General features: G+C 69.3%; 8 protein-coding genes. 2 read left to right on the forward strand and 6 right to left on the reverse strand.

What is annotated here, in order from left to right; translation table 11 throughout:
- Positions 1 to 66 precede the first annotated feature (66 nt).
- Complete coding sequence (locus SFB74_RS29215; RefSeq protein WP_432727904.1) at positions 67 to 897, forward strand: HAD-IIB family hydrolase; 831 nt, start codon at positions 67 to 69, stop codon at positions 895 to 897.
- A gap of 130 nt (positions 898 to 1,027) precedes the next feature.
- On the opposite strand, the gene SFB74_RS29220 is transcribed toward SFB74_RS29215, so the two are convergent.
- The gene (locus tag SFB74_RS29220; protein ID WP_432727905.1) at positions 1,028 to 2,245 is read right to left on the reverse strand and encodes a porin; all 1,218 of its coding nucleotides are present in this window, start codon (positions 2,243 to 2,245) and stop codon (positions 1,028 to 1,030) included.
- 204 nt (positions 2,246 to 2,449) lie between these two features.
- A complete protein-coding gene (locus SFB74_RS29225; RefSeq protein ID WP_432727906.1) occupies positions 2,450 to 3,715 on the reverse strand; it encodes an MFS transporter in 1,266 nt (421 codons plus the stop codon).
- Positions 3,716 to 3,804: 89 nt separating this feature from the next.
- Between SFB74_RS29225 and SFB74_RS29230 the strand changes: the two genes are divergently transcribed.
- Positions 3,805 to 4,383, forward strand: coding sequence for a TetR/AcrR family transcriptional regulator (locus tag SFB74_RS29230; protein ID WP_432727907.1), 579 nt, complete (start codon positions 3,805 to 3,807; stop codon positions 4,381 to 4,383).
- On the opposite strand, the gene SFB74_RS29235 is transcribed toward SFB74_RS29230, so the two are convergent.
- From SFB74_RS29235 to uvrA, 4 genes are all read right to left on the reverse strand, one after another.
- On the reverse strand, positions 4,370 to 5,356 hold the full coding sequence (locus SFB74_RS29235) for a tripartite tricarboxylate transporter substrate binding protein (RefSeq protein WP_432727908.1): 987 nt from the start codon (positions 5,354 to 5,356) through the stop codon (positions 4,370 to 4,372). The two genes, SFB74_RS29230 and SFB74_RS29235, sit on opposite strands and share 14 nt — an antisense overlap.
- Positions 5,357 to 5,497: 141 nt before the next feature.
- The gene (locus tag SFB74_RS29240) at positions 5,498 to 6,538 is read right to left on the reverse strand and encodes a histone deacetylase family protein (protein WP_432727909.1); all 1,041 of its coding nucleotides are present in this window, start codon (positions 6,536 to 6,538) and stop codon (positions 5,498 to 5,500) included.
- 36 nt (positions 6,539 to 6,574) lie between these two features.
- Complete coding sequence (locus SFB74_RS29245) at positions 6,575 to 7,624, reverse strand: ornithine cyclodeaminase (RefSeq protein ID WP_432727910.1); 1,050 nt, start codon at positions 7,622 to 7,624, stop codon at positions 6,575 to 6,577.
- Between the two features lie 207 nt (positions 7,625 to 7,831).
- Complete coding sequence (uvrA, locus tag SFB74_RS29250; protein WP_432732019.1) at positions 7,832 to 13,582, reverse strand: excinuclease ABC subunit UvrA; 5,751 nt, start codon at positions 13,580 to 13,582, stop codon at positions 7,832 to 7,834.
- Positions 13,583 to 13,644: the final 62 nt, after the last annotated feature.

Here is a 13,644-nt window from a genome sequence, read left to right on the forward strand (position 1 = left end):
ACGGCGGGGGCGGGATGCTACACGAAAGCGCCGGTACGATCGCCGCTCTTCCAGCATTCCTGTCCCATGCCCTCGCAGCCGCCTTCCCTGCCCTCCTCGCCCCACCACCTGCTGCCGCTGGCCGACTGGCCCGAGGCCGCGCGCGCCGGGCTCACCGGCGTGTTCACTGACATCGACGACACGCTCACGCACGACGGCGCCATCACGCCCGATGCGTTGCGCGCACTGGGCGATCTCAAGGCGGCGGGGCTTTCCGTGGTGGCGATCACCGGCCGGCCGGTGGGCTGGAGCCTGCCATTCGTCAACACCTGGCCCGTCGATGCGATCGTGGCGGAGAACGGCGCGGTGGCGCTGCTGCCCACGGCCGACGGCAAGGTCGAGAAGCGCTACCAGCAGGACGAGCCCGCGCGCAGCGCCAACTTCGCGCGCATGCAGGCCGTGCTGGAGCGCATCGAGCGCGAGTTGCCCGGCGTGGGCCGCGCCACCGATTCGCCGGGGCGCGAGACCGACATCGCCATCGACCACAGCGAGTTCGTGCAGCTGAGCGATGCCACCGTCGCGCAGGTGGTGGCGCTGATGCGCGGCGAAGGCATGCACGCCACGGTCAGCAGCATCCACATCAACGGCTGGTACGGCGACAACGACAAGCTCGAAGGCGCGCGCTGGATCGTGCGCGAGCTGTGGGGCCGCGCGCTCGACGGCGAGATGGACCGCTGGGCCTACGTGGGCGACTCCACCAACGACCAGCTGATGTTCCGCACCTTCGCGCACAGCATCGGCGTGGCGAACGTCGCGCGCTTCGTGCCGCAGCTCGAGCACCTGCCGCGCTACGTGACGCAGGGCGAGCGCGGCACCGGTTTCGCCCAAGCGGCGCACGCGATTCTTTCTGCGCGCTGAGCACCGCGCGGCGCTGCGAAGAAACAACACACGCGGACGAAAAAAAAGCCCGCACGAGGCGGGCAAAGGGACCGTTTGACGGGGTCCTTGGAGAAAAAACGGTCTCGGGGATTCCTGGGAACGACCCCGATCAGAAGCTGTGGCGGATGCCGAACTCGTAGCCCATCGACGTCTTGGGCTGCAGCGCCACGCGGTTGTACGTTGCCACGTACGACGGGCCGGCGCCGACCGTGTTGCCGGCGCCGTTCTTGTTGGTCACGCGTGCGATGGTGCCGTAGAGCGCGGTGCGCTTCGACAGGTTGTGCACGTAGCCCAGCGCGAACTTGTTCGACTTGGGATCGGGCGAGTTCAGGACGCCGAAGGCCGGTACGCGGTTGAAGTCGTACTTGACCTGCGAGTACGAGGCGCGGATCTGGCCCGGGCCGATCGGCACGGTCACGCCGATCAGGTAGCCGGTGAGGTCGGTGCTCGGCACGCGGGTGAAGACGTTCAGAGGATCGCGCTGGTCCTTCGAGCGCGAGTACTCGCCGAACAGCTTGGCCACGCCGAAGTCGTAGGTCGCGCCGAGGTTGAAGGTCTTGATCTTGCCCGGGCGTGCCACGGCGGCTGCGCCGGTGCCGGTGGTGAAGCTGGTGTCGTTCTGCGCGTAGCTGGCGGCGACGTCGAACGGGCCCGAGGCATAGCCGACACGGCCACCGATGTGACGGCCGGTGTTGGTGCGGTCGGCGCCAGCCACGGAGTCCGGCGACGTGCGGGTGATTTCGTGGAAGCTGTAGCCGACGTTGCCGTAGAAGCCACCCAGGTTGCGCGGCAGGAAGTACTGGACCATGTTGCCGGCGCGCTTGTACGTGCTGTTGCTGCCGTAGCCGGTGCCCGACACGCTGGCTTCGTTGGCGTCGATGATCAGCGAGCCGCCGATGCCGGTGTCGGCGAACGGGTCGAACTGCTCGTCGTTCAGCACGGTGGCGGTCTTGTCGCGGCCGAGGCGGATTTCGCCGAAGCTGCCGGCCAGGCTCACCGTCGAGCGGCGGCTGAAGTTGGAGATGCCGGTGGCGCCGTCGTCATTGGTGATCGGGGCTTCGAGCCAGAAGCTGGCGGACAGGCCGCCGCCCAGGTCTTCCACGCCGCGGAAGCCGAGACGGCTGGAGCTCAGGCCCGAATTGGCCAGCTCGCTGCGGCTGGCCTTCACGCTGTAGTAGGGGGTGAAGGGGGTAGCCGGGATCGACTCGCTCTTGTTCGAGACGTTGCGGTAGGCGGCATCGACCACGCCGAACAGCGTCACGGTCGACTGCGCCGAGGCGGCACCGCAGGCCGCGAGGGCGGCCAGAACAAGCAGGGATTTCTTCATTCGTATCACTCCAGGATGGGGGAATCGCCGCACCAACGCGGGGCGCGGCAGTTAAGGCCCGGGCGTTTGCGCCACAAGACTGCATCGGAGTGTTTCCAGCGCGGAAGACAAATGAATTACATAGGGTAAACACTTGGCCACCGAAGGGCCAAGCCTCTTGACATGAGTGTCCTGACTGTTTCCTGACCTGAAATGCCTTCGCGGCTACTCGCTCACGGGCAGCTCGCGCGGCCGGCGGCGCAGCACCGCCCACTGGCTCCAGGTGCCGAAGGCCGCGATCAGCAGCAGCACCGTCGCGTAGCCTTCGGCCGTGTTCAGCAGCCCCAGCGGCGCCACCAGGAAGCCCGCGAGCATCGCCGGCAGGCTGAACGCGAGGTAGCTCACCACGAAGATCGCCGCGAAGAGCTCGCCGCGCTCGTGCGATTGCGCCATGGGCGCCAGCGTCTGCACCAGCGCCGAGAAGGCGCCGCCGAAGCCGACGCCCGCGACCGCCGTGCCGATGAAGAAGAGCGCGAGCGAGCGGCTGGCGAGCGCCGCCAGCAGCAGCACCAGCCCGAGCGCGATGCTGGCCATGCCGACGATGGCCGGGCGCGGCGCCGCGAGGCGGCCGAGCAGCGTCGGCGCGATGGCTCCCATGCCGGAGAGCACCGCCACCGTGAGGCCGTTGACCACGCCGTTGTCGACGCCGAACACATGCAGCATCAGCGAAGGCGCCAGCGACAGGTACAGCCCGCCGAGCGCCCACACCACGATAAACACCGGCAGCCCGCGTGCGAACTCGGCGCGGGCCTTCACCGGAATCGACACGCGCGGCACCAGCGAGGCCAGCGCGCCGGCGCGCGGCGTGACGGTTTCGGGCATCCACAGCACCACGGCCGCGCCCAGCGCGAACACGGCGGCCAGCACGCCGAACACCAGCATCACCGGCTGCACCGAGAACTTCACAGCGATGCCCGTGAGCAGCGCGCCCGCGGCAAGGCCGGCCAGCGGCGACACGCTGGTGATCAGCGCACCCAGCCGCTTGCGCGAAGCCGGGGCGGCCTCCACCACCGCCGCGCTCAGCGCGCCGCTCGCGACGCCGGTGGCGATGCCCTGCACCACGCGCGCGACGATCAGCCCGACGATGCCGTTCGCCAGCAAGAAAAGCCCCATCGCCACCGCCTGCAGCACCAGCGCCGCCAGCACCACCGGGCGCCGCCCGATGTGGTCGGACAGTGAGCCCGCGATCAACAGGGAAACCAGCAGCGCGATCGCATAGACCGCGAAGGCCACCGTGAGCAGCGACGACGAGAAGTGCCAGGCGTGCTGGAACACCACGAAAAGCGGCGAAGGCGCGGCGGCCGCGAAGAAGAAGGCGAACAGCACCGCCGCCAGCAGCGGAAAGGCCGCGCGCTGAGGCAGGCGCCATGGCCTGGAGCGGGCGGCGATCTCCGCAGTGGCGGAAGCGAGTTCGGGGCAGGAGGACGGCATGGCGAATCCTTAATGCAACTTTTTTTGCTTTTGCGATTCTAGACCTGCGAATCTTCTAAAGCAAATATCTTTGCGTTAAAGTCCAGACCATGACCGACATCGCCCTCCCCAACAAGCGTCCCGGTGGCCGCAGTGCCCAGGTGCAGGCACTGGTGCGCACCGCCCTCGAAGAGCTGGTCGCGGAACAGGGACGGGAGCGCGTGACGGTGCCGGCCGTGGCCGAGCGCGCGGGCGTCAGCGCCTCCAGCATCTACCGGCGCTGGGGCGACCTGCAGGGCCTGCTGGCCGAAACGGCCACCCACCGGCTGGACCCGAACCGCCCGCTGCCCGACACAGGCACCCTGCGCGCCGACCTGGAAGCCTGGGCGCGCGAGCTCATCGAACACCTGGCCAAGCCGTGCAATACCTCGTTGCTGAAAGCCGCGGCCGCGCTGGCCAACGGCAACTCCGACACCGACTGCCTGCGCAACCGCCGCAGGGAGGCGCTGACGCTGGTCGAGCAGGCGCACGCCCGGGGCGAGCGAGCGCCCGAGCCGCAGCAGGTGATCGATCACCTGATCGCGCCGATCGTGTTCCGGCTGGTTTTCGGGGGAGATGCGGTGCAGCCGGAACTGGCGTCCCGGCTGGTGGACGAGCTCTTCGCCCTCAGCTCGCTCAGTTCGTCTTGACTTCCTTCGCCAGGCCGAGCTTGTCGATGATGGCCTTCTCGCGCACCACCGTGTCCTGCGCGAACCTGGTGTAGGTCGCCGAGCTCATGTAGTTCGGCAGCATGTCGTAGCGGCCCAGCGCGGCCACGTAGCTGGGCTCTTCCATCGCCTGCTTGAAGGCGTCGTGCAGCTTCTTCACCACCTCGGGCGACGTGCCCTTGGGCGCGCCGATGCCGAAGGGCGAGTTCTGCACCACGTCGTAGCCCAGTTCCTTCAGCGTGGGCGCATCGGGGAACTTGGCCAGGCGCTTGTCGCCCCAGGTGTTGAGCACGCGCAGCTTGCCGGCCTCGACCTGCGGCGCGAAGCCGGTGCTGTCGGCCGCGGCCATCAACTGGCCGCTGACCACCGCGAGCATCAGGTCGGCGCTGCCCTTGTAGGGCACGTGCTGCAGCTGGATGCCGGCCTTCTGCGCGACGATCTCTGTGGTCAGGTGCGGGCTGGTCAGCGTGCCGGTCGAGCCGTAGGTGAGCTTGCCGGGGTTGGCCTTGGCGTAGGCAACGAAGTCGGCCCAGGTCTTGAAGGGGCTGTCGGCCGGCACGACGATGCCGAAGGCGTAGCCGGTGACGTTGATGACGTAGGTGATGTCCTTGAGCGGGTCCCAGTTGATCTTGGTCGTGTAGCCCAGGCGGAACACGCCCAGCGGGATCTGCGCGACGGTGTAGCCGTCGGGCTGCGCGGTCTGCAGTGCCTGCGCGGGCAGCGTGCCGCCGGCACCGGGCTTGTTGTCGATGATCACCGGCTGGCCGAGGATCTTGCTCGCGTTCTCGGCAAGCTGGCGCATGGTGATGTCGGTCGGGCCGCCGGCCGGGAAGGCGATCACCAGCTTGATGGGCTTGGCGGGAAAGGCCTGCGCGAGCGCCGCCATCGGAAGGGCGAGCCCGCAGCCCGCGGCGAGTGCGGCGGCGGTACGGAGGAAGGTGGAGCGGCGGAGCATGGCTGACTGGGTCCTGACTTTGAAAGCGCCGATTGGGCCCCGCCGCATCGGCGAAGGCAATCGGGGCTGCCCTGATTTCCCCGGGAAACCGGGGCGATTCGCGAGATCCGAGTCGCCTGCGCGTCAGCCGCGCCGGCCGCCTTAGGCCTGAGAGAAGCCCTCGATCACGTTCACCGCGTTGACGCCCACTTCGGCCACCGCATAGCCGCCCTCGAACACGAACACCGTCGGCAGCCCGGCGCGCGCCAGGTCCTCGCCCATGCGCAGGTAGTCGTCGCTCCTGAGCTTGAAGCCCGAGATCGGATCGCCCTCGAAGGTGTCGACACCGAGCGAGACCACCAGCGCGCCGGCCTTCACCTCGGCGATGCGGGCCAGCGCGGTCTTCAGCGCCGCGCGCCATGCCGTGAAGTCCGTGCCGCGCGGCAGCGGCAGGTTGTGGTTGAAGCCCTCGCCCCTTCCGGCGCCGCGCTCGTCGGCGTGGCCCAGGTAGTAGGGGTAGTCGGTCAGCGGATCGCCGTGCAGGCTCGCGAAGTGCACGTCGTCGCGCTCGTAGAAGATGGCCTGCGTGCCGTTGCCGTGGTGGTAGTCGACGTCGAGCACGGCGACGCGTTCGACGCCCGAATCGCGCAGCGCCTGTGCCGCGACGGCGGCGTTGTTGAGGAAGCAGTAGCCGCCGAAGAAATCGGCGCCTGCGTGGTGGCCCGGCGGGCGCGTCAGCGCGAAGGCGGCGCGCTCGCCGCCGATGACGCGTTGCGCCGCGGTCCACGCGCAGGCCGCTCCGTGGCGTGCCGCTGTCCAGCTGCCCGCCATCAGCGGCGTGCCTGCGTCGAAGGAGAACAGCCCCATGCGCGCCGGAAAACTCTTCGGCAGCACGTCGCTGCGCATGCCGCGCGTGGGCCAGTACGAAGGCAGCGCGTCGCGCGTCACGTTGGCCGGGTCCAGCGCCACCCACTCGTCCCACGCATGCGCGATGAAGTCCAGGTAGCGCGGCGCATGCACCTTCGCCAGCAGCGCCTCGTCGAAGGCATCGGGCGCCTGCAGCGGGCCGATGTTCCTGCGCTCCAGTTCATGCCTCACATGGTCGACACGGGCGGGCACCTCGAAGCACGGCACGAGCTCGCCGCGGAACATCTCGACTTTGCCTTGGTGAAGAGCGTGCTGGTCGTTGTAGATGGTGAGCATGAAGAAAGACTGGAGCGGCAGTGGCGAAGCCGCCCATCATGCCGCACGCCGCAGCACCGCCCGGCGCCGGCCCGAGGCCGTGAGCCCGAACAGGTCCTTCGGGTCGTCGAGCTCCGGCACCAGCGCGATCTGCCGGCCGATGCCGCGCTCGGTGGCGATGCGCTGGATGTAGCGCAGCGCCGTGTAGTCCTCCAGCGCGAAGCCCACCGAGTCGAACAGCGTGACCTGCGCGGGGCTCTCGCGGCCAGGCACCTCGCCGAGCAGCACGCGCCAGAGCTCCTGCACCGGAAAGTCGGCCTCCACCTGCTGGATCTCGCCCTCCACGCGGGTCTGCGGCTCGTACTCGACGAACACGCGCGCCTTGCGCAGCACGTCGGGATGCAGCTCGGTCTTGCCGGGCGAATCGCCGCCCACGGCGTTGATGTGCATGCCCGGCTCGATCATGTCGGGCGTGAGCACCGTCGCTCGCCCCTGGTAGGCGGTGACGGTGGTGACGATGTCCGCGCCGCGCACCGCGTCGGCCACCGAGCGGGCGCGCACGATGTCCAACGGCGTGCAGGCCGACAGGTGGCGCACCAGCTTGTCGGTGGCATGCGGATCGGTGTCGAACACGCGCACTTCCTCGATACCCAGCAGCGCATGGAAGGCCAGCGCCTGGAACTCGCTCTGCGAGCCGTTGCCGATCAGCGCGAGGCTGCGCGAACCAGGCCGCGCCAGTGCCAGGGCGGCCATCGCCGAAGTGGCGGCCGTGCGCAGCGCGGTGGTGAGCGTGAGTTCGGAAAGCAGCACGGGGTAGCCCGTGTCGACTTCGGCAAGAACGCCGAAGGCCATGACGGTCGGCAGCCCGACCTGGGTGTTGTGGGGGTGCCCGTTGACGTACTTGAAGGCATAGGCGCCGTCGTCGGCCACCGGCATCAGCTCGATCACGCCGAGGTGCGAATGGCTGGCCACGCGCGCCTTCTTGTCGAACTCCCGCCACCGCATGAAGTCGTCGCGCAGCGCGTCGGCCAGCGCGGTGAGGAACTGCGGGACACCGGTCTCGTCCACCAGGCGGACCAGGCTGTGAACATCGATGAAGCGGGTCATGACATGGCTCCTTGCGTAGCCCCGCCGCGGCGCTTCATCCCATCACATGTTTACTCCGCCATGGCTGATTCAGGATGCGCCTGCGCCAAGGGTTGAGAGCCATTGTGCGCCGCTTTGCATGACCTTGGCGAGCCCCTCGAAAGGCCTATGCATCGAGGCGGAAAGAAGGCGCGCGGCAGCCGGCGCCGCGCGAGCCTCCTTGCGCACTCAGCGCGCCAGCACCGGCTTCAGCGCAACGCCCGTGTGCGTGCCCAGCCGCACCACTTCTTCGGGCGGCGCCGCCGCGACGATGCGCCCGCCGGCGCCACCGCCTTCGGGACCGAGATCGAGGATCCAGTCGGCCTCGGCGATCAGGTCGAGGTCGTGCTCGATCACCACCACGCTGTGGCCGCCGTTCACCAGCCGGTGCAGCACGTGGATCAGCTTCTCGACGTCGGCCATGTGCAGGCCCACGGTCGGCTCGTCGAGCACGTACAGCGTGTGCGGCGCCTTCTGGCCGCGGCGGGTGATGTCGTCGCGCACCTTGCTCAGCTCGGTCACCAGCTTGATGCGCTGCGCCTCGCCGCCCGAGAGCGTGGGCGAGGGCTGCCCCAGCGTGAGGTAGCCCAGCCCCACGTCCTTCAGCAGCTGCAGCGGATGGCTGATGTTGGGCATGCTCGCGAAGAACTCGACGGCCTCGTCGACTTCCATCTTCAGCACGTCGCCGATGCTCTTGCCGCGCCAGCTCACGGCCAGCGTCTCGGGGTTGAAGCGCGCGCCGTGGCAGACCTCGCAGGGCACCTTCACGTCGGGCAGGAAGCTCATCTCGATGGTGCGCACGCCCGCGCCCTCGCAGCCCGGGCAGCGGCCTTCGCCGGTGTTGAAGCTGAAGCGCGCCGGGCCGTAGCCGCGCGCCTTGGCCTCCAGCGTGTCGGCGAATAGCTTGCGGATGGTGTCCCAGAAGCCGATGTAGGTGGCCGGGCAGCTGCGCGGCGTCTTGCCGATGGGCGTCTGGTCGACTTCGAGCACGCGGTCGATGGTCTCGTAGCCCTCGACCTTGCGGCAGCCGGCCCACGCCGGGCGCTTGCCGGCGGCGTCCGCGTCGCGGCCCGCCTTGGTCATGCGCTGCACGACGATGGCCTGCACGTTGGCCAGCAGCACGTCGCGCGCGAGCGTGGACTTGCCCGAGCCGCTGACGCCGGTGACCACCACGAGGCGGTGCAGCGGCAGCGTGGCGGTCACATCCTGCAGGTTGTGCAGGTTGGCGCCGTGCACGGTGAGCCACTCGCCGCTCTCCTCGGCCTTCGGGTCGGGCGACGGCACCAGCCGGCGCGCCTGCAGCGGGTGCCTGATGGCGTCGCGCAGGTAGCGGCCGGTCTGCGAGTCGCCGGCCTGCTGGATGTCGGCCACCGTGCCCTCGGCCACCAGCCGGCCGCCGCGCTTGCCCGCGCTCGGGCCGATGTCGATGATGTGGTCGGCGCGGCGGATGGTGTCCTCGTCATGCTCCACCACCACCAGCGTGTTGCCCTTGTCGCCGAGCTTGTGCAGCGCGTCGAGCAGGATCTGGTTGTCGCGCGCGTGCAGGCCGATGGTCGGCTCGTCGAGCACGTAGCACACGCCCTGCAGGTTGCTGCCGAGCTGCGCCGCCAGGCGGATGCGCTGCGCCTCGCCGCCCGAGAGCGTGGGCGCGCCACGGTCGAGCGTGAGGTAGCCCAGGCCCACTTCTTCCAGGAACTCGAGCCGGCTCCTGATTTCCGGCACCAGGTCGCGCGCGATCTCGGCTTCGCGGCCGGTGAGCGTCAGCCCGTCGAACCACTGCCGCACCTCGGTCACGCTCATGCGCGCGAGCTCGGTGATGCCGATGCCGCCCGAGCCGTCGGCCGCGGTGCCGAAGCTCACGGCGCGCGCCGTGGCGTTCAGGCGCGTGCCCTCGCAGGTCGGGCAGGCCACGTCGGCCAGGTCTTCCACCTCGGGCTCGGCGAAGGTCTGCTCACGGCCCTTGTTGTCGTCGGCCAGCACGGAGTCGTCGAACACCTTGCGCTGGTCCTTGCTGAGCTTGACGCCGGTGCCCACGCAATCGGGGCACCAGCCATGCTTGCTGTTGTAGCTGAACAGGCGCGGATCGAGCTCCGCGTAGCTGGTGCTGCACACCGGGCAGGCGCGCAGCGTGGAGAACACGTTCACGCGGCCGATGCCGGCGGCGGACACGCCGGCCATCATCGCGGCGCGCAGGCCGTCGAGCTCGCTCAGCACGTGCACCACGCCCTTGCCGTGCTCGAGCGCCCTGGCCAGCGCCTCGCGCAGTTCGTTCTCGTTCGACGGCAGCACGTCGAGGCTGGCCACCGGCAGCTCGATGCTGTGCTCCTTGAAGCGGTCGATGCGCGGGAAGCCGGTGGTCGGCAGGAAGTCGCCGTCCACGCGCAGGTGCGTGAAGCCTCGCGGGCGCGCCCAGTCGGCCAGCTCGGTGTACACGCCCTTGCGGTTGGTCACCAGCGGCGCGAGCAGGCCGATGTGCTGGCCCTTGAAGTTGCGCATGAGCTGCGCGGCGATGCTGTCGGGCGTCTGCGGCTGCACGGCCGCGCCGTCGTGGATGCAGTGCTGGATGCCCAGCTTCACGTACAAGAGGCGCAGGAAGTGCCACACCTCGGTGGTGGTGCCCACCGTGCTCTTGCGGCCGCCGCGCGACAGGCGCTGCTCGATGGCCACGGTCGGCGGAATGCCGTACACCGCGTCCACCTCGGGCCGGCCGGCCGGCTGGACGATGCTGCGCGCATAGGCGTTGAGCGACTCCAGGTAGCGGCGCTGCCCCTCGTTGAACAGGATGTCGAAGGCCAGCGTCGACTTGCCCGACCCGCTCACGCCCGTCACCACGCTGAACTTGCCGCGCGGAATGTCGACGCTGAGGTTCTTCAGGTTGTGCTCGCGCGCGTTGACGATCTCCACGGCATCGGCGCCCGGCGCCTTCTTGGCGTTGGCGATGTAGCGGCGCGCGGCGCGCTCGGCCACCTTGTAGGCGTCGGGGCCGATGGCCAGTTCGTAGTCGGCCAGCGCGGCGCCGGTGAGCGAGGCGCGGTTCTCGCGCAGCTGCTCGGGCGTGCCTTCGGCCACCACCTGCCCGCCGCCCTCGCCGCCTTCGGGGCCGAGGTCGATGAGCCAGTCGCTGGCGCGGATCACGTCGAGGTTGTGCTCGATCACGATCAGCGAATGGCCGGCGTCCAGCAGCTTGCGCAGCGCGCGCATGAGCCGCGCGATGTCATCGAAGTGCAGGCCGGTGGTCGGCTCGTCGAACAGGAACAGCGTGCCCTTGCGCGCCACCGACTGCTTGCTGGCGGTGGCGTTCTTCGCTGCCTCGGCCAGGAAGCCCGCGAGCTTCAGGCGCTGCGCCTCGCCGCCGCTGAGCGTGGGCACGGGCTGGCCGAGCTTGACGTAGTCCAGGCCCACGTCGGAAATTGGCTGCAGCACGCGCAGCACGTCGCGGTCGGCCTCGAACACCGCCGCGGCTTCGGCCACGGTAAGTTCGAGCACGTCGGCCACGTTGTAGCTCCTGCCCTTGCGCTCCACGCGCACTTCGAGGATCTCGGGGCGGTAGCGCTTGCCGTCGCAGTCGGGGCAGCGCAGGTACACGTCGGACAAAAACTGCATCTCGACGTGCTCGAAGCCAGAGCCGCCGCAGGTCGGGCAGCGCCCGTCGCCGGAGTTGAAGCTGAACTTGCTCGCGGTGTAGCCGCGCTGGCGCGAGAGCGTCGCCGTGGCGAAGATCTCGCGGATGGCGTCCCAGGCGCCCACGTAGCTCGCGGGGTTGGAGCGCGCGGTCTTGCCGATGGGCGACTGGTCGACGAACACCACGTCGCCGAGGTGGTCGGCGCCCAGCAGGCGGTCGTGCGCGCCGGGCGTTTCCGTGGCCTTGCCGAAGTGGCGCATGAGCGCCGGCGCCAGCACGTCCTGTATGAGCGTGGACTTGCCCGAGCCGCTCACGCCGGTCACGCACACCAGCCGCGCCAGCGGGAACTCGACCGTCACGTTCTTCAGGTTGTGCTCGCGCACGCCTTCGAGGATGAGCCGGTGCGTGTTCTCGCTCACGAGGCGCTTGAAGCCCATGCCGATCTTCTTGCGCCCGCCCAGGTACTGGCCGGTGAGCGTGTCGGCGTCGCGCAGCTGGTCGGTGGTGCCGTCGAACACCACCTGCCCGCCGCGCGCGCCGGGGCCGGGGCCCATGTCGATCACGCGGTCGGCGGCCAGCATCACGGCCGGGTCGTGCTCGACCACCACCAGCGTGTTGCCCGCGTCGCGCAGGCGCAGCATGGCCTCGGTGATGCGGTTCATGTCGCGCGGGTGCAGGCCGATGCTGGGTTCGTCGAGCACGAAAAGCGTGTTGACCAGCGAGGTGCCCAGCGCGGTGGTGAGGTTGATGCGCTGCACCTCGCCGCCGCTGAGCGTGCGGCTCTGGCGATCGAGCGTGAGGTAGCCGATGCCCACGTCGTGCAGATAGCGCAGGCGCGTGGTGATTTCCTCGAAGAGCAGCTTCAGCGCCTGGATCTCGCCTTCGCTGGCCGACTGGCCGTTGCCGTGGTGCTCGATGCGGTCGAACAGCTGCCGCAGCCGCTCGATGGGCAGCAGCATCAGGTCGTGCAGGCACAGGCCGGGCAGCGCCTCGAGCTGGGCGCGCGTCCATTTCACGCCCTGGGGCATGAAGCGCTTCTCGGGCGGCAGCACCGCGTCGGCGTCTTCCTTGCTGCCGATGCGCCACAGCAGGCTCTCGAGCTTCAGGCGCGCGCCGCTGCAGGTGGGGCACGGCGTGTAGCTGCGGTACTTGGACAGGAGCACGCGGATGTGCATCTTGTACGCCTTGCTCTCCAGGTAGCCGAAGAAGCGGCGCACGCCATACCACTGCTTGTTCCAGTTGCCTTCCTTGTAGTTGGGCGTGCCCTCGATCACCCAGTGCTTCTGCTCGTCGGTGAGCTTGTTCCAGGGCGTGTCGCGCGGAATGCCGGCCGTCTCGGCGTGGCGCATGAGGTCGTCCTGCGCTTCCTTCCAGGCGGGCGTCTGGATGGTCTTGATGGCGCCGGCGCGCAGCGTGAGCTTGTCGTTCGGAATCACCAGGCCCAGGTCGACGCCGATCACGCGGCCGAAGCCGCGGCAGGTGTCGCAGGCGCCCACGGCGGAGTTGAACGAGAACATCGACGGAATGGGGTCGGCGTAGCGGATGTCGCTCTCGGGGCAGTGCAGGCCGGTGGAGAACTTCCACACCTCGGTGGGCGCGTTCTCCTCGGAGCCGGTGGCGTGCACAGTGACGCGCCCGCTGCCGCGCTTGAGCGCCACCTCGATGGCCTCCACCACGCGCGAGCGCTCTGCGCCCGAAGCGCGGAAGCGGTCGGCCACCACGTCGAGCACCTTGCGCGGGCCGGTGGGCGTGGCCACCTCGCGCTCGGACTGCACGCGCGTGAAGCCGCTGGCCGACAGCCACTGCGTGACCTCCTCGGCCGTGGTGCTCGCCGGCAGCTCGACCGGGAAGGTGACCACCAGGCGCGGATCGCCCGCGGCCGCTGCGCGTTCGACGATCTGCGCATAGATGCTGTCGGGCGAGTCGTGACGCACCGGCAGCGCGGTCTCGCGGTCGAACAGGTTGGCCGCGCGCGCGAAGAGCAGCTTCAGGTGGTCGTTCAGCTCGGTCATCGTGCCGACCGTGGAGCGCGAGGAGCGCACCGGGTTGGTCTGGTCGATGGCGATGGCGGGCGGCACGCCTTCCACCTTGTCGACGGCCGGCTTGTCCATGCGGTCCAGGAACTGGCGCGCGTAGGCGGAGAAGGTCTCCACGTAGCGCCGCTGGCCTTCGGCATAGAGGGTGTCGAAAACGAGGCTCGACTTGCCCGAGCCGCTGGGCCCGGTCACCACCGTCATTTCGCCGGTGCGGATGTCGAGATCGAGGTTCTGGAGGTTGTGCTGGCGCGCGCCGCGAATCCGGATGGAGCCCTGTGTCATGAGTGCCTTGGGGGGTGGGGCAAACATTCTAGGGAGTGCTCCGTGACGGGTTTGCGCACTAG

The organism is Variovorax xiamenensis, assembly GCF_050916385.1.
GTDB lineage: Bacteria > Pseudomonadota > Gammaproteobacteria > Burkholderiales > Burkholderiaceae_C > Variovorax.